Source organism: Curtobacterium sp. BRB10 (assembly GCF_031844325.1).
In the GTDB taxonomy this organism is placed as follows: Bacteria; Actinomycetota; Actinomycetes; order Actinomycetales; family Microbacteriaceae; genus Curtobacterium; species Curtobacterium poinsettiae_A.
This window is the reverse complement of sequence record NZ_JAUZVA010000001.1, coordinates 213120-228501: the sequence shown is the minus strand read 5'-3', so window position 1 is coordinate 228501 and position 15382 is coordinate 213120. Positions and strand designations below refer to the sequence as shown.

Below are 15382 nucleotides of genomic sequence, written 5' to 3'. Positions count from 1 at the left end.
CTCTGGGTGCGTCTAGAACAGTGGCCAGGGCACGGCGGGGCCGTGACCGGGCGGCGGCGGGAAGATCCCGACGGCACGCAGGGCCGCGCAGCGCGCCCGGAGCGTGTCGATCTCCTCGTCCGTCAGGTGCTCGGCGAGCTCGTCGCCGAGACCGCCGCGCAGGGCTTCGGACACGCGGTCGAGGCCCTCGAGCTCGTCGGGCCCGAGCGGCTCCCCGATCCAGCCCCACAGGACCGTCCGGAGCTTGTGCTCGACGTGGAAGGTGAGCCCGTGGTCCACGCCGAAACGGTGGCCGTCGGGCATCGCGAGCACGTGCCCGCCCTTGCGGTCGGCGTTGTTCACGACGACGTCGAAGACGGCCATCCGGCGCAGGGCCTCGGAGTCCTCGTGCACGAGCGTCACGGGCTGGTCGTGTTCGTCGATGGCCTCGAGCACGGGCAGCCAGGGCGAACCGTCCGCCTCGGCGAGCTCGGGAGCCACCAGGTCGACGGCGTCCTGCTCGGGGTCGACGTCCTGCCAGCGCTGCAGCATGCCGGGGCCGAACGGACCATCGCCCATCCACGTGGGCGGGACGACACCCCAGCCGAACGCCTCGGAGACCAGGTGCGCGGCGATCTCGCGGCCGGCGAGCGTGCCGTCCGGGAAGTCCCACAGCGGACGCTCGCCCTCGATGGGCTTGTAGACGACGGTCGCACCGTCGAGTTCGGCGAGGAAGGTGGCGTTGGACGCCTCACGGATGCGCGCCCGGACGGACAGCGAGCCGTCGCTCATGCGTCGCCGGGCGGACGACCGGCGGCGACGACCTCGCGCGTGCGCTCGACGAAGGCCCGGGCGGTGCCGACCGGGATCTTCACCTGGAACAGCTCGGCCGGCTCGGGGATCTCGACGACGGCCTCGATCTCGATGCCGTCCTCGCTCTCCTCGGACACGATCTCGACCTCGTCGTCGATCGGGTACGCCTCGATGACGACCTGCGCGGTGGACGGGTCGAAGCCCAGGCTCAGGGCCCCGGCGCGGAACTCGGCTTCGACGGGCTGGTCGAGCGGCTCCGGGTCGCGGAGTTCGACGGGCACCGACGGCGGCACGCTGAAGCGGTTGTCGTCGACGGTCGCCACCTCGTCGAGGAGCTCGTCGATCTTGTCGGCGAGCACGGCGGTCTGCTCCTTCTCGAGCGCGACGCTGGTGACGCGCCGACCGGAGCGGGCCTGGATGTAGAAGGCGCGCTCACCCGGACGGCCGATGGTGCCGACGACGAGGCGGTCCGGCCAGTCGAAGCCGTGGACGATGGTGGGCATACCCGCATTGTAGGAGCGCTCGGCTCCGGCCGTTCAGGGTCCGGCAGGACCCGCGGGCGCGTCGGGCGCCGGACGCCCGGTGCCGGTGTGCGCATCGGGTTCCGGATGGCCCGCCCCGCCGCCGACCGCGGCGTCGCCGCTGGGTGCCGGGGCGGTGCGCAGCCAGGACAGGTCACCGGACTCGGTGTTCATCGCGACGACCTCGGGGCGGTGTTCGCCGTAGCGCACGACGGACACCGAGGCCGGGCCGACGCCGATGCGCTGGAACAGGTCCAGGTGCATGCCGAACGCGTCGGCGAGGACGCTCTTGATGATGTCGCCGTGGCTCACCGCGACCCAGACGGCACCGGGCCCGTGCTCCGCCTCGACCTCGGCGTCGATGCGCCGGACGGCTGCGACGGCCCGGGACTGCATCGTCTGCATGGACTCACCGCCGGGGAACACGACGGCGCTCGGGTTCGCCTGCACCGTGCGCCAGAGGGGCTCCTTCGCCAGGTCGGCGAGCTTCCGGCCCTGCCACTGCCCGTAGTCGGCTTCGGTGATGGCCCGCTCGATCAACGAGGCGGGCGGCCCGGCCGGTCGATCGGTCTGCCGGTCGGTCTGCCGGTCGGTCTGCCGGTCGAGGATCGCGCGGGCGGTCTGCCGGCAGCGCTCGAGCGGACTCGACACCACGGCGACGACGGGCACCGCGGCGATGCGCTCCGCGGTCCGCTCGGCCTGGGTGCGGCCGACGGCGTCGAGCCGCACGCCGGCGGTGCGTCCGGCCAGGACGCCGGTGGCGTTCGCGGTGGTGCGTCCGTGACGGACGAGGAGGACGGTCGCCATGGGCCCGATCCTAGGCGCGTGACGCGGTCGCCCTTGACTGGCTGCCCCGCGGACCGATCAGATGGGGGCATGGCCGGGCGGCATCGACTCGCACTCTTCGCCACGTCGACGGTGACCGGGTTCGGGATCGCGACGTGGATCACCCGGACGCCCGCGATCCGCGACGAGCTCGGGGCGTCGATCGAGGCGATGGGCCTGGTCCTGCTCGGGCTGTCGATCGGGTCGATGATCGGGATCCTCGGCGCCGGGGCGCTGGTGCGACGGACCGGCAACCGCCCGCTCATCCTGCTCGGGGGCGCGCTGCCCGTCGTCGGCATGGTGCTCGTTGCGCTGCTCGCCCCGGCGCAGGTCGCCGCCGGGGTCTGGGCCGGGCTGTTCCTGATCGGCTTCGGGGCGGGCGTCGCCGAGATCGGGCTGAACGTCGAGGCCGCCGCGGTCGAACGGCAGATCGGGCGACCGGTCGTGCCGGTGCTGCACGCCTGCTTCAGCCTGGGCAGCGTGGTCGGCGGGGTCGTCGGCATCGCCGTGACGGCGGTGCGGACCCCGGTCGGGGCGCACCTGCTCGTCGGTGCCGCGGTGATGGCCGCACTGGCGGGGTTCGCGGCGCTGAACCTGCGGCCGGTGCCCCGTGACACACCGGCCGATCCACCTGCCGATGCCCCCGGCGCCCGCCGGGGAGCCCGCCGCTCCGTCCTCACCGTGCAGCTCGCCATGATCGCCGTCATCACGCTGGCGATGGCCTTCGCCGAGGGTGCCGCGAGCGACTGGCTCCCGCTGCTGATGACCACCGACCACGACGCCCCCGAATCGGTCGGGTCCCTCGTGTTCACCGGGTTCGCCCTCGCCATGCTCATCGGTCGAGCGGCCGGCACCCCGCTCGTCGCCCGGTTCGGTCGCGCCCCGGTCGTCCGGGTCTGTGCCGCGGTCGGTGCCGTCGGGGTCCTGCTCGTCGTGCTGTCGCCGAGTCCGGTCGTCACCGCGGCGGCCGCCGGCGTGTGGGGGCTGGGCATCGCCCTCGGGTTCCCCCTGTCGATCTCCGCCGCGGGCGACCACCCCACCGACGGCGACCGCCGCGTGTCGGTGGTGGCCACGGCCGGGTACATCGCCTTCCTGGTGGGTCCGCCGCTGCTCGGGTTCGTCGGGGAGCGCCTCGGCCTGCAGACGGCGATGCTCGTGCCCCTCGTCCTGCTGGTCGCGGCGTTCCTCGTCGCCCCGGCGACGCGGGGACAGGACGCCGCACCCACGATCGAACCGGCGGAACCGGCGCGTCGGCCGTCCGGTCGGTAGCGTCTCGGGCATGCCGTTCTTCCGCGACGCTCCGCGCCCGACCACCCCGCCCACTCCGTCGAGGGTCCAGGCGGCCTGGTCCGACTCCGCCGGGCACCTCGCGACCCGGTGCCTGCAGCTCATCATCGTCGTGGTGGTCATCGCCGGCATCGTCTGGGCGAGCAACATCCTGAGCGTCGTCACGATCCCGGTGCTCCTCGCGCTCATCATCGCGTCGGCCATGCACCCCGTGGTGTCGTGGCTCCGCAAGCACCGGGTGCCGTCGGTGCTGGCCACCCTCGCGGTGCTCATCGGCGTCCTCGCGGTCCTGGGGCTGATCGGCTGGCTCATCGTCGTCGCGGTCGAGAACCAGTGGGCACAGCTGCAGAAGTCCGCCGTCGACGGGTTCCAGCAGCTGCAGGACTTCGCGAAGACCCTGCCGTTCTCGATCTCGGACAAGCAGATCGACGACGCCGTCGCGGGTGCCTCCGACTTCGTCACGAGCGCGCAGTTCGGCTCCGGTGCCCTCGCCGGCGCCTCGGCCACCGCGAACTTCCTGACCGGGCTCGTCCTGATGATCGTCGTGCTGTTCTTCTTCCTGAAGGACGGCCCGAGCATCTGGGAGTTCCTGCTCCGCCCCTTCACCGGTGAGCGCTACGCCCGTGCACGCCGCGTCGGCGACCGTGTGGTCTCGACCCTCGGCGGGTACGTCCGCGGTACGGCCACCGTCGCTGCCGTCGACGCGATCGGCATCGGTGTCAGCATCGCGATCGTCGGCGTCCCGCTCGCCCTGCCGCTGGCCGTCATCGTCTTCATCACGGCGTTCATCCCGATCGTCGGTGCCACCGCCGCCGGCATCCTCGCCGCCCTCGTCGCGCTCGTGGCCCTCGGCCCCGTGCAGGCGCTCATCGTGATCGGCATCGTGATCGTCGTGAACCAGCTCGAGGGCAACTTCCTGCAGCCGGTCCTGATGGGTCGCACCCTCAAGCTGCACGGCCTCGTCATCCTGATCGGGCTGACCGCCGGCACCGTCCTCGCCGGCATCACGGGCGCGATCATCTCCGTGCCGCTGATCGCCGCGGCCTGGGGCGCGATCCTCGTCTGGGACGGCCCGAACACGCCCGCCCGCCCGTGGCGGAAGAAGCGCAACGAGGACGTCACCGCGCACGAGCTGCCGCAGGGCTGACCCGCAGCGCCGCCCCAGCGGGCGCGTTGCGGACATCCACTTCGCGCAACGGGCCCGCACCCAGCAGGATGGAGGAGTGCTCGTCTCCATCGTCTACATGAGTCGCGCCGTCGTCCCCTTCGACGACGAGGCCCTGGCGGTGCTGCTCGCCGAGTCCCGGCTGCGGAACGAAGCGCTCGGGGTCTCCGGGCTCCTGCTCGCCAAGGGTGGCCGGTTCATGCAGCTGCTCGAGGGGCCGGCGTGGAGCGTCGACGACCGTTTCGCCGTCATCGCGAAGGACCCGCGCCACGGCGAGGTCAAGTCACTCGTGCGCGAGGACATCGAGCGCCGGCGGTTCGACGGCTGGTCGATGGCCTACCGGGCGCTCGACGACGCGGACGTCCGGTCCGAGGAGGGCTTCAGCCCGTTCCTCTCCGGCACGATGGACTTCCCGCGCTCGTTCGACCGGACCAGCGCGGCGTGGCTGCTGAAGTGGTTCCGCGACCGCGAGCTGCACGACCTCTGATCCGCCGGCGGTGGCGCCCCGTCGGCGGCGCTTCAGCCGGTGCCGAACGCGTCCTCGACGACGGCGAGCAGCCGGTCGCGGTGCTTCGGGTCCGCCGTCGCCGCGATCACCACGCGCCACATGGTCGCCACCGCGGGCATCAGGTCGGTGCGTCGCGTCCGGACGTCGGACACGAGCTGCACGCCCGTGAAGTACGGCACCACCGTCGAACCGAGCTGTTCCGCGGTCAGGTCGGTGCGGAGTTCCCCGCTCGCGACGGCCAATCGGAACACGTCGACGATCCCGCCGATCCACTGCTCGTAGAAGCTCAGCGTCGCGGTCTGGAACTCGCCGCGCTCCAGCGACAACCGGATCCCCGCCCGCACGATCGGGTCGGTCCGGAGCAGGTCGGCGATGCCGTGCGACGCCCCGATCAGCGCGGCGACCGGCGAGCTGTCGGTGTGGCTGACGACGTCGAAGGTGCGGGCGTTCTGCTCGCCGATGACGCCGAGCGCCAGGGCGAGCTTCGTCGGGAAGTGGAAGTGGAGCGTGCCCTGCGAGACGCCCGCCGTGCGGGCGATGCCCGCGATCGTCGCGCCGGCGAAGCCGACGCGGTCGAACTCCTCCGCCGCGGCCACCAGGATCTGCTCACGTCGTTCCACGGGACCAGTCTCACAGTCTGGAGGCACGGTGCCAGCTGGCACCGCGCCTCTCCCCACCGGCACGGCCGGTCGGCCGCTGGCGCGACGACCCGGAACCGGCGGCGTGGGCCCAGTCCGAGGGGTGGTGCGTCTCAGGCCGCGTGCCGGCAGTCCGAGGTGTGGTGCGGCTCAGGCCGCGTGCCGGCCGAGCGTGATGCGCTCCTCGGGCAGGTCCTGCAGGTCGCGCCCACGGAACCAGCGGAGCAGCCAGTCGGCGGGCGTACCCGCCACCCCGGTCGGCAGACCGGTGCGGTCGCTGAGGAAGGTGCTGAAGCCGGGCTCGTCACGGAGCTCGTCCCCGGTCGGGCTGCCGAACGCCATCGCCCAGCCGTCGAACCGACGCGTGCTGATGGACTCACGCGACAGCGACTTCACGCCGGTGTGCCGCGGGTCGCGCTCGATCGCGGCGAAGCGGTCCTCGACGCTCCAGACCGGACCCTCGAGCACCTGCATGAAGCGACCGCCCTTGGCGAGCAGGAGCCCGGAGACGCCGAGCGCGTGGTTGCGGAGCCGCGCCTCACGCAGCATGGCGACCAACTGGTCGTCGGTGAGGTCGTCGACGGCGACGGACATGTAGACGAGGGAGGTGAGGGAAGTCATCCCCTGCAGTCTGGGTCGTGGTCGGCGGCACGGTCAACGCGTCGTCCGCACACCGCACCGGACGGTGCGGCATGCGGACGACGGGCGGATCCGAAGGCCGTCGATCAGGTGAGGGCGAGCAGGTTGTTGACCTGCTCGTTGACCCCGGTCAGCGTCGAGATCGGCTTGCCGTTCGCGTAGACGTCATCGAAGGCGGGCTGCAGCAGGGCCTGCACGTCGGCGGGGTTCTTCGTGACCGGGAACAGGAACGTGGTGTCCTCCTCGACCTGCCGGGTGAACGCCGAGACGTCCAGGCCGCGCTTCCGGAACGACGCCACCGCGGCCTCGGTGCCCGCGGGACGAGCGGGGAACACGATCCCGCGCTCACCGACGATCCGCTGCGCCTCGTCGCTGCCCAGGAACGCCACCCACTTCGCCGCGGCCTCGGGGTCCTTCGCCTGCTTCGTGATCGAGTCGCCGAGTCCGTTGAACATCGAGGCACGGTGACCTGATGGCCCGATCGGGGTCGGGGCGACCGCGACGTCGAGGCCCTCCATGCCGAGGTACGACCCGATCATCCACGAGCCGTTGAACGACAGCGCGCACTTGCCGGCGCCGAGCTGGACCTCGGGCCCGGTCGTGGTGGAGAACACCCCGTACTTCGCCATGTAGCCCTTCTCCGCCAGCCGGTAGTACCAGGCGAGGGTGTCCTGCACGACCCGCTCGTCGTAGCGGAACCTGTCACCCCAGGGGTTCTCGTTCGTGTAGAACCAGTCGACCGATCCGGTGAACGGTGACCACTGGGTCTGGCCGAATCCGTCACCGCCCGAGCCGTTCGACGAGATGCCGTAGACGGCGACGTCGTCCTTGTCGAAGCCGTCCTCGTCGCCGCGGCGGCCCTTCGAGTCGACGGTCAGCCGCGCGAGCATCCGTTCGAACGTGCCGCCGTCGTCCGGGTTCCACTCGAGCGACCCGAGCTCCTCGGCGGAGACCCCGGCCGTCGCCATCGCCTTCTTGTCGTAGAACATCGCGACGGTGTCCCAATCCTTCGGGGAGCCGTAGCGGTGGCCGTCCTGGCCCTTCCACAGTTCGGCGAGCCCGGACTGGTAGTCGTCGTCACGGATGCCCTTCGTGGCGTAGAGTTCGTCGAGCCCGTAGAGCACGTCGAGGTCGGCGTACTGCGGGAACTTCGTCAGGTGGTCGGTGAAGACGTCTGGCGCGGTGCCGGCGATGAAGCCGGCGGTGAGCTTGGTCCAGTAGTCGTTCCACCCGAGCTGGGTGATCTTCACGGTGATGTCCGGGTTCGCGCGGTGGAACGCGTCGGCGACGGCCTGGTACGCGGGCTGCTGGTTCGCGTCCCAGAGCCAGTAGCTCACGGTGCGCGCACCCGACCGGTTCGTCGTGCGGCGACCGGGCGACGAGCAGGCGGCGAGCGCGCCGAGGGCCAGGGCGGAGGCACCGCCGGCGAAGAGCGTGCGGCGGGTCAGTTGGTTCGTCATGGTGTTCGTCCTGTCCGACAGCCGGGTCACTTGATCCCGGAGAAGCCGATGGAGTTGACGATCCGCTTGGCGAAGACGCCGAACAGCAGGATCATCGGGAGCGCCGCCACCAGGGTCGCGGCCATCAGCCCGGCCCAGTCGGTGCCGGACTGCGGGGTCTGCGACTTGAAGACGCCGAGCGCGACGGTCAGCACCCGCGAGCTGTCGGTGTACGAGACCATGAGCGGCCAGAAGTAGTCGTTCCAGCTCGTGATGTACGTCAGTACGGCGAGCGTGGCGATCGGTGCCGCCGCCATCGGGATGACGAGCCGGAAGAACACGCGGACCTTGCCGGCGCCGTCGATGAGCGCCGCCTCTTCGACCTCCTTCGAGATGCCGAGGAAGAACTGGCGCAGGAAGAACACCGCGAACGGGGTCATGAACATCGTCGGCAGGGCGATGCCGAGCAGGTTGTCGACGAGCCCCAGCTGCTTGATGAGGGTGAAGTTCGGCAGCAGCGTGAAGATCGCCGGGACCATCAGCCCGGCGAGGAACACCCCGAACACCCTGTCGCGACCGGGCCAGCGCAGCCGGGCGAAGGCGTAGGCGGCCGCCGCTGAGAAGAACACCTGGCCGACCGTGACGAGCGTCGAGACCAGGATCGAGTTGAGCAGGTACCGCCAGAAGTTCAGCGCGGCGCCGGAGCCGCCCTGGGCCAACGCCTCTTCGGTGGACTGCAGGCCGAAGACCCGCTCGAACCCGCCCAGGCTGAACCCGACGGGCAGCAGCGAGGTGGGGTCGGAGTTGATCGCGGTGTTCGACGACAGCGCGGTGCGCAGGATCCAGTAGAACGGGAACAGGGTGACGACGATGACGAGGATCATCGCGACCCAGGCGAGCACCCGGCCGAGTGACGGGCGACGACGGTGGCCGGCGCCCATCCGCGGCGGGCGGGACGTGGTGACGGAACGGGTGAGTGTCGTGGTCATGGCGCTTCCGTTCAGTCCAGGTCCGACTCACCCGAGCGGGTGAGGCGGTACTGGATGATCGTGATGATGCTGAGGACGATGAGGAGCGCGACCGAGACCGCGGACGCGTAGCCGAACTGGAACCGGCCGAACGCCAGGTTGTAGATGTAGTTCTGCACGACGTTCGTGGCGTTCGCGGGGCCGCCCTGCGTGGTGACGGCGACGGTGTCGAACACCTGGAACGACCCGATCACCGTGATGATCAGCACCAGGGACAGGATCGGGCGGAGCAGCGGCACCGTGATGCGCCAGAACATCTTCCACTCGCTCGCACCGTCGATGCGTCCGGCCTCGTACACGGTCTCGGGCAGCGACTGCAGGCCGGCGAAGATGAGCAACGCCGTGTAGCCGACGTGCCGCCAGACGTTGATGAGCGCGATCGAGGGAATACCCCAGACGTCGCTCTGCAGGAACGGGATGCGGTCGAGCCCGAGTGCGGCGAGCATCTCGTTGCCGATGCCGAGCTGGGTGTCGAGGATCCAGAGCCAGACGAGGGCGGCGACGACGTTCGACACCAGGTACGGCGCGAGCACGATGCCGCGCACGAAGGTCGACTTGGTCAGGCGGTGCATCATCACGGCGATGAACAGCGCGACGACGGTCTGGATGACGATGTTGATGAGCACGTACTCGACGGTCACCACCATCGAGTGCCAGAAGATCGAGTCCTGCACCAGGCGGGCGTAGTTCTGCAGGCCGGTGAACTCGGGCTCGGTGAGCAGGTTGTACGAGGTGAAGCTCAGGTAGATGCCCCGCACGGTCGGCCAGGCGAGGAACACCGCGAACCCGACGGCCGCCGGGGCGATGAAGACGAGCGCGAGCCACAGGTCGTTCCTGGGGCGGCGCCGTGGTGCGGTGGTGCGGGCACGGGCGAGGTCGGCGGACCGACTCCTCCGTCTCGTGCTGGCGGTCGTCAAGGGTGACGACACAGGGCTCTCGGTTGCCATCGCGACTCCTTCGTCTGCGGTGGACTGACGTGCAGCAGTCCGTGAGCCGGGAATCTACACGTGGGGACCACCGCTGGCAAGAGTCGCTTTTCGGGCTGTGGACCGGGGTTGTCACGTGTAGACACCGTGTGTCAGGATGGCGCTCGATCGCATCGGAGCGACCCGCTCGGCGACGCATCCCACACCCTGGAAAGGTCACTGATGATCTCTGTCGGAATGGTCGGCGCGGGCCAGTTCGCCCCCCAGTTCGCCAAGCTGTTCAAGCTCCACCCCGACGTCGACCGGGTCTACGTCACGGACCTCGTCGGCGAGCGCGCGTCCGAGCTCGTCGAGACGCAGCACCTCGACGGCACGTTCCCGGACTTCGACGCCGTCCTCGCCTCGGACGTGGACGCCGTCGCGATCTTCACGCAGCGCTGGACCCACGGTCCGCTCGTGGTCGAGGCCCTGCGCGCCGGCAAGCACGTGTACTCCGCCGTGCCGATGGCGATCTCCGTCGACGAGATCCGCGACATCATCCAGGCGGTCCGCGAGACCGGCCTGACCTACATGATGGGCGAGACGAGCTACTACAACCCCGCGACGGTGTTCGCCCGCAAGCAGGTCGCCGCCGGCGCCTTCGGCCGGGTGTTCTACGCCGAGGGCGACTACGTGCACGACATGGACCTCGGCTTCTACGCCGCGTACCAGTACAGCGGCGGCGACGAGTGGAAGCGCACCGCCAGCTACCCGCCCATGCTCTACCCGACGCACTCGGTCGGTGGGGTCCTCGGCGCGATCCCCGGGCACGCGGTCAGCGTCAGCTGCATCGGCGTCAAGGACGACCGCGGCGACGGCGTCTTCGACAAGGACGTCAGCCAGTTCGACAACGACTTCTCGAACGCCACCGCCCTGTTCGAGCTCGACAACGGCGGGATCATGCGCATCAACGAGATGCGTCGGGTCGGCTACCCGTCGCACATCCGTGAGTCGCGCTTCCGCTACTTCGGCACCGAGGCTAGCTTCGAGCAGCTCGCGAAGACCAGCGTCTGGCAGGACAAGGAGGACTCGTACGACATCAGCGACAAGATCGACACGCAGGCGACGATGTCCCTCGACGACCCGCGCCTGGCCGACGTCGACCCGTCCCTGCGCGACGCGTTCGTCTCCGGCTACGCCGAGGTGCACGACACCGACCGTCTGCCCGCCGAGTACGACGGTGTGCCGACCGGACACGAGGGCAGCCACCAGTTCCTCGCCGACGACTTCGTCCGCGCCGTCGTCGACCGCACCCTGCCGCCGGTGAACGCCTGGACCGCCGCGCGCTTCACCCTGCCGGGCATCATCGCCCACCAGTCCGCGCTGCAGGGCGGCGCCCGCCTCGAGGTGCCGGACTTCGGCGACGCCCCGGAGACGGCAGGCAGCACGTCGTCGGCTACGATCGCGTCCGAGTAACACGTGTCGTTCGGGTGCCGGTCCCTCGCGGGCCGGCACCCGAACGACGCTCCCGGACCCGACGAAGGTGGCTGCCGTGACCGTCCCGACGAATCCCAGGGCGGTCACCCGTGCGGACGTCGCCCGCTACGCCGGGGTCAGCACCTCCGTCGTCAGCTACGTCGTGCACGACGGCCCCCGCCCCGTCGCCGCCGCCACCGCCGCCCGGGTGCGCGAGGCCATCCGCGTCCTCGGCTACCGCCCGAACGCGAGCGCCCAGGCCCTGCGCACCGGCTCGTCGAAGATGCTCGGCCTGATCGTGCCCGAACTCGACAACCCGTTCTGGTCCGAGCTCGCCGTCGCGGTCACCCACGCGGCCGCTGCACGCGGCTACGACGTCCTGCTCGCCAACAGCGACGGCGACGCCGCCCAGGAACGCGAACGGCTCCGCAGCCTGTCCGCCCGCCAGGTCGACGGCATCATCGTGACGAGCATCATGACCCACCCGGACCTGTCGACCGTCACCGACCCCGGCCTGCCGATGGTCCTGCTCAACACGTTCTTCGAGGTCCCCGAGTACGCCAGCATCGGTGTCGACGCCCTGCGCGGCGCTCTCGACGGCACGCAGCACCTGGTCGAGCACGGCTACCGCTCGATCGGTCTCGTGATGGGGCACACCGGCTCGATGGAACTCCGCGAGCAGGGCTGGATGCGTGCCCTGCGCCAGGCCGGCCTGCCCGACGGTCCCATCGTCCGCACCGACTTCACCCGCCGCGGGGGCTACGAAGCCGGCCTCCGGATGTTCGCGGACGAGACCGGACCCCGAGCCGTCTTCGTCAGCTCCGACATGCAGGCGATCGGCGTGATGCGCGCACTCTGGGAACTCGGGCTCCGCGTCCCCGAGGACGTCGCGATCGTGTCGTTCGACGGCGCGGCCGAGGCCGACTACACCAACCCGCAGCTCACCACGGTCCGGCAGCCGATCGAGACGATGGCGGTCGCCGCGGTCGACCGCGTGCTCGGCCTCGACGCCGACAACCAGTGGCACCGCGACCTGGTCCCCGCCGAGTTGGTCCTCGGCGCGAGTTGCGGGTGCGACGTGCGTCGCTGATGCACCCACCGACGGCCTGGAGGCGCGGGGCGGGGCCGCCACGGGCCTCCTGGCCGTCAGGTGGTCGCGTTCAGGACGTGCGCTCCATGACGGCGTCCAGGCGCGCGGTCGGGATGCGCTGCTGCGCACCCACCGTCACGGCGGCGGCCTCGACCGCGTCGCCGGTCTCGGCGTCGACGAAGCGCAGGTCCGACGCCCGATCGGACGGGCGGTGCCGGTCGGCCCAGCCGCCGAGGGCGAGCAGCACGAGCGACAGGTCCCGGCCCGCCTCGGTCAGGACGTACTCCTCGCGGGCGCGCGCCCCCTCGGGCTTGTAGGTCGTGCGTTCGAGCACTCCCCCGTCGACGAGTGAGGCCAGCCTCGCGGTCAGGACCTCGCGCGGGACGCCGAGGCTCTGCTGGAACTGACTGAAGCGGGTCGAGCCACCGAGGGCGTCGCGGACGATCATGAGCGTCCACTTCTCGCCGAGGACGTCGAGGGAGCGTGCGATGGGGCAGCGCTCGTCGCCGCCGAGGATGCCGAGCATGTGGCCATCCTATCTGGGTTCGATTTCCGGACACAACGTGCTAGGTTCGGCTTCCGTACTCAACATCCCGCATCCCTGCACGACTGGAGCACCCCATGACCGACCTCACCAACGCCGTCGTCCTCGTCACCGGAGCGAACGGCGGCCTCGGCGCCGCGTTCGTCCGCCAGGCCCTGGAGCGTGGCGCCACCAAGGTCTACGCGACCGCTCGCAACCCGCGCGCCTGGGACGACGAGCGCATCGTCCCGCTCGCCCTCGACGTCACGAGTCAGGAGAGCGTCGACGCCGCATCCCGTGCCGCGGCCGACGTGACCGTCGTGGTGAACAACGCCGGCATCGGCGGCATGGCGCCACTGCTCGAGACCTCGGTCGCCGAGGTGGAGCGCCTCTTCGCGACGAACGTCTTCGGGGCGCTCCGTGTCGCGAAGGCCTTCGCCCCGACGATCGCCGGTGGCGCACTGGTCGACGTCCACTCGGTGCTCAGTTGGATCGCGCTCGGTGGCGCCTACTCGGCGTCGAAGGCGGCCTTCTGGTCCATCACCAACTCCTTGCGCCTCGAGCTCGTACCGCAGGGCACCCAGGTCGTCGGCGCGCACCTCGGCTACACCGACACCGGGATGACGGAAGGACTGGACGTCGAGAAGTCCGACCCCGCGGACATCGTCCGATCGATCTGGGACGCCGTCGAGGCCGGCGAGCACGAGGTCCTCGCCGACCAGGTCAGCCGTGACGTCCGTGCCGGACTGAGCGCCCCGCTCGCCGCGCTCTACCCGACGCTCGCCGGCGCCTGAGGCCTGTTCCCGTTCGGGCTGTGACGGTCCTGGTTCGCGAACACCCGGGTTCGTGAACCAGGACCGTCAGCTACCCCGGCAACCTCCCGCTCATCACCGGTACGCTGACCCGATGACGGCAGGGGAAGCGTTCGGTCAGCGGCGCAGCGGGTGGTCATCGGCAGGGCGCACTGCGGTCTTCTGGGCGACGGCAGCGCTCGGGACGTTCGCTGGCTTCGCCACGTGGTTCTGGCTGTACCTGGCGTCCGACGTCGACAACCGACGTTCAGCTGACGACTTCTCGCACCCGAACGAGGGCGCGCTGTCCCTCGGTCTCCCGGTGGTGGTGGTCGCGCATGTGATCGGTTTCTGCGTCCTGCTGCTGACCGCCCGGAGGGCACGTCGCGACCGCCGGTCGGCATCGTGGTTCGCCGCGGTCGCACTGATCATGAGCTCGCTGGTCGGGATGATGGCACTGATGCCCCTGACCGACGGCCACCTCCTGATGCCGTACCCGCTCCCGTTCGTGCCGTGAGTGCGGCGGGTCAACCGGCTGCGCCGCGGTCGGTGATCCGACGGTTCGTGGCGGTGATGGCGGCGCGCTCGTCGTCGGACAGGCCACCGGCGTGGAGGATACGGCCCAGCACCTCGCTCTTGCGCTCGATGTAGTCGTCGATGTCCTCGGCCTCGGAAGCCGCCCGGCGCTTCACGGCGGCGTACTCGTCGCGGAGCGCCGGATCGGCACGCAACACGTCGCGGACGGTCAGGTGGTTCCGCAGCGCGAGCGATCCCACGGTGATCACGTAGGTGTTGGTCGGTGCGAAGCGCTCGGGCGTGCGGAACGCCTGCCGCCCCGGAACGCCCAGTTCGCCACGCGACTCGAAACCGATCATGGCCATCGCTGCCACCGCAGCGGGCACGTCAGCTGCATCCACCACGATGTCGACGTCGAGCACGGGCTTCGCCGCCAAGCCAGGCACGGACGTGCTGCCCACGTGCTCGATGCTGCGGAACGGCACGGCGGCGTCGTCGAGCGCGGCGGCGTACGCATCGTGCAGCTGCCGGAACCGCTCGGGCCAGGACGTCTGGTACTCGACGACCTCGATCACGGGGCCGACGTCGGCGCGAGGAGCTGGAACATGACGTGGTCGCGCCAGACCCCGTCGATCTTGATGTACTCCGGCGCGAAGCCGTACCGGGTGAAGCCCGCCGACTCGAGCGCGCGCTGCGAGCCGACGTTCTCGGGCAGGGTCTCGGCCTGCACGCGGTGCAGCCGGAGCACGTCGAACGCGTGATCGGCCGCCGCGCGGACCGCACGGGACGCGTGGCCTTGTCGGGTGCGGTCGGCGCGGATCCAGTACCCCATCGCGCACGACTGCAGGGCGCCGCGGACGACGCCGCTCAGCGTGATGCGGCCGAGGAGCTCCCCGTCGGTCGACTCGATGACGAACGGCACCGCGTTGCCGGCCCGCTGCGCGGCGAGGGCCTGCGTGATGACGTCCCGCTGGCCGGACTCCGTGTAGTACGACGGCGCTCGGGCCGGTTCCCACGGTCGTAGGTGGTCAGCGTTCTCGGTGATGACCGCAGCCAGGACGGCCGCGTCGTCGAGGCGGAGTGGGCGCAACCGTGTGTCCATCGCGGAGGGTGTGGGATTCGAACCCACGAGACATCTCTGCCCACCTGTTTTCAAGACAGGCTCCATCGGCCGCTCGGACAACCCTCCAGTGACGCGACCACGTGGCGAGACGTGATCGCGTCCCGGGAAGTCTACCC

General features: G+C 70.6%; 18 protein-coding genes and 1 tRNA gene. 7 read left to right on the top strand and 12 right to left on the bottom strand.

Annotation, left to right across the window (positions count from 1 at the left end; genetic code table 11):
• Positions 1 to 12: 12 nt before the first annotated feature.
• From Q9R26_RS01150 to Q9R26_RS01140, 3 genes are read right to left on the bottom strand one after another with little or no spacing between them, the layout of a single operon-like run.
• On the bottom strand, positions 13 to 771 hold the full coding sequence (locus tag Q9R26_RS01150; RefSeq protein ID WP_311226325.1) for an SCO1664 family protein: 759 nt from the start codon (positions 769 to 771) through the stop codon (positions 13 to 15).
• Positions 768 to 1295 carry a DUF3090 domain-containing protein gene (locus Q9R26_RS01145; protein ID WP_071406497.1) on the bottom strand — a complete coding sequence of 176 codons (528 nt, stop codon included), beginning with the start codon at positions 1293 to 1295 and terminating at the stop codon, positions 768 to 770. The genes Q9R26_RS01150 and Q9R26_RS01145 overlap by 4 nt, the downstream gene beginning before the upstream one ends.
• 33 nt (positions 1296 to 1328) lie before the next feature.
• A complete protein-coding gene (locus Q9R26_RS01140) occupies positions 1329 to 2120 on the bottom strand; it encodes an MSMEG_4193 family putative phosphomutase (protein ID WP_311226324.1) in 792 nt (263 codons plus the stop codon).
• A gap of 69 nt (positions 2121 to 2189) precedes the next feature.
• Between Q9R26_RS01140 and Q9R26_RS01135 the strand changes: the two genes are divergently transcribed.
• The 3 genes from Q9R26_RS01135 to Q9R26_RS01125 all read left to right on the top strand — a co-directional run bounded on the left by Q9R26_RS01135 (position 2190) and on the right by Q9R26_RS01125 (position 5077).
• On the top strand, positions 2190 to 3407 hold the full coding sequence (locus Q9R26_RS01135) for an MFS transporter (protein WP_311226323.1): 1218 nt from the start codon (positions 2190 to 2192) through the stop codon (positions 3405 to 3407).
• A gap of 10 nt (positions 3408 to 3417) precedes the next feature.
• The gene (locus Q9R26_RS01130; RefSeq protein ID WP_311226322.1) at positions 3418 to 4572 is read left to right on the top strand and encodes an AI-2E family transporter; all 1155 of its coding nucleotides are present in this window, start codon (positions 3418 to 3420) and stop codon (positions 4570 to 4572) included.
• 76 nt (positions 4573 to 4648) lie between these two features.
• Positions 4649 to 5077 (top strand): BLUF domain-containing protein, encoded by a 429-nt coding sequence (locus Q9R26_RS01125; RefSeq protein ID WP_182066774.1) that lies wholly within the window; start codon positions 4649 to 4651, stop codon positions 5075 to 5077.
• A gap of 32 nt (positions 5078 to 5109) precedes the next feature.
• On the opposite strand, the gene Q9R26_RS01120 is transcribed toward Q9R26_RS01125, so the two are convergent.
• The 5 genes from Q9R26_RS01120 to Q9R26_RS01100 all read right to left on the bottom strand — a co-directional run bounded on the left by Q9R26_RS01120 (position 5110) and on the right by Q9R26_RS01100 (position 9789).
• A complete protein-coding gene (locus tag Q9R26_RS01120) occupies positions 5110 to 5718 on the bottom strand; it encodes a ScbR family autoregulator-binding transcription factor (protein WP_182066775.1) in 609 nt (202 codons plus the stop codon).
• A 168-nt stretch (positions 5719 to 5886) separates the two neighbouring features.
• Positions 5887 to 6357 carry a BLUF domain-containing protein gene (locus tag Q9R26_RS01115; protein ID WP_051596847.1) on the bottom strand — a complete coding sequence of 157 codons (471 nt, stop codon included), beginning with the start codon at positions 6355 to 6357 and terminating at the stop codon, positions 5887 to 5889.
• A 104-nt stretch (positions 6358 to 6461) separates the two neighbouring features.
• Positions 6462 to 7835, bottom strand: a complete 1374-nt coding sequence (locus Q9R26_RS01110) for a sugar ABC transporter substrate-binding protein (protein ID WP_311226321.1) — start codon at positions 7833 to 7835, stop codon at positions 6462 to 6464.
• A 26-nt stretch (positions 7836 to 7861) separates the two neighbouring features.
• Positions 7862 to 8803, bottom strand: coding sequence for a carbohydrate ABC transporter permease (locus tag Q9R26_RS01105; protein WP_182066778.1), 942 nt, complete (start codon positions 8801 to 8803; stop codon positions 7862 to 7864).
• 11 nt (positions 8804 to 8814) lie between these two features.
• Complete coding sequence (locus tag Q9R26_RS01100) at positions 8815 to 9789, bottom strand: carbohydrate ABC transporter permease (protein WP_228516654.1); 975 nt, start codon at positions 9787 to 9789, stop codon at positions 8815 to 8817.
• A gap of 201 nt (positions 9790 to 9990) precedes the next feature.
• Between Q9R26_RS01100 and Q9R26_RS01095 the strand changes: the two genes are divergently transcribed.
• Together Q9R26_RS01095 and Q9R26_RS01090 are read left to right on the top strand one after the other, a co-directional pair.
• On the top strand, positions 9991 to 11223 hold the full coding sequence (locus tag Q9R26_RS01095; protein WP_396136809.1) for a Gfo/Idh/MocA family protein: 1233 nt from the start codon (positions 9991 to 9993) through the stop codon (positions 11221 to 11223).
• Between the two features lie 76 nt (positions 11224 to 11299).
• On the top strand, positions 11300 to 12313 hold the full coding sequence (locus Q9R26_RS01090) for a LacI family DNA-binding transcriptional regulator (RefSeq protein WP_232536521.1): 1014 nt from the start codon (positions 11300 to 11302) through the stop codon (positions 12311 to 12313).
• 70 nt (positions 12314 to 12383) lie between these two features.
• Here the strand turns inward: Q9R26_RS01090 and Q9R26_RS01085 are convergent, their stop codons facing one another.
• Positions 12384 to 12839, bottom strand: a complete 456-nt coding sequence (locus tag Q9R26_RS01085) for a helix-turn-helix domain-containing protein (RefSeq protein WP_311226320.1) — start codon at positions 12837 to 12839, stop codon at positions 12384 to 12386.
• Positions 12840 to 12934: 95 nt separating this feature from the next.
• Here Q9R26_RS01085 and Q9R26_RS01080 point away from each other — a divergent pair, with 95 nt between their 5' ends.
• The gene (locus tag Q9R26_RS01080; protein WP_311226319.1) at positions 12935 to 13630 is read left to right on the top strand and encodes an SDR family oxidoreductase; all 696 of its coding nucleotides are present in this window, start codon (positions 12935 to 12937) and stop codon (positions 13628 to 13630) included.
• A gap of 112 nt (positions 13631 to 13742) precedes the next feature.
• On the top strand, positions 13743 to 14144 hold the full coding sequence (locus tag Q9R26_RS01075; RefSeq protein ID WP_259580115.1) for a hypothetical protein: 402 nt from the start codon (positions 13743 to 13745) through the stop codon (positions 14142 to 14144).
• A gap of 10 nt (positions 14145 to 14154) precedes the next feature.
• On the opposite strand, the gene Q9R26_RS01070 is transcribed toward Q9R26_RS01075, so the two are convergent.
• The 3 genes from Q9R26_RS01070 to Q9R26_RS01060 all read right to left on the bottom strand — a co-directional run bounded on the left by Q9R26_RS01070 (position 14155) and on the right by Q9R26_RS01060 (position 15332).
• Positions 14155 to 14718 (bottom strand): GrpB family protein, encoded by a 564-nt coding sequence (locus Q9R26_RS01070; RefSeq protein WP_311226318.1) that lies wholly within the window; start codon positions 14716 to 14718, stop codon positions 14155 to 14157.
• Entirely contained in the window at positions 14715 to 15245 is a 531-nt protein-coding gene (locus Q9R26_RS01065) for a GNAT family N-acetyltransferase (RefSeq protein WP_182066784.1), read from the bottom strand. Before Q9R26_RS01065 ends, Q9R26_RS01070 begins: the two co-directional genes overlap by 4 nt.
• A gap of 2 nt (positions 15246 to 15247) precedes the next feature.
• Positions 15248 to 15332: transfer RNA gene (locus tag Q9R26_RS01060), tRNA-Ser, on the bottom strand.
• Positions 15333 to 15382 lie beyond the last annotated feature (50 nt).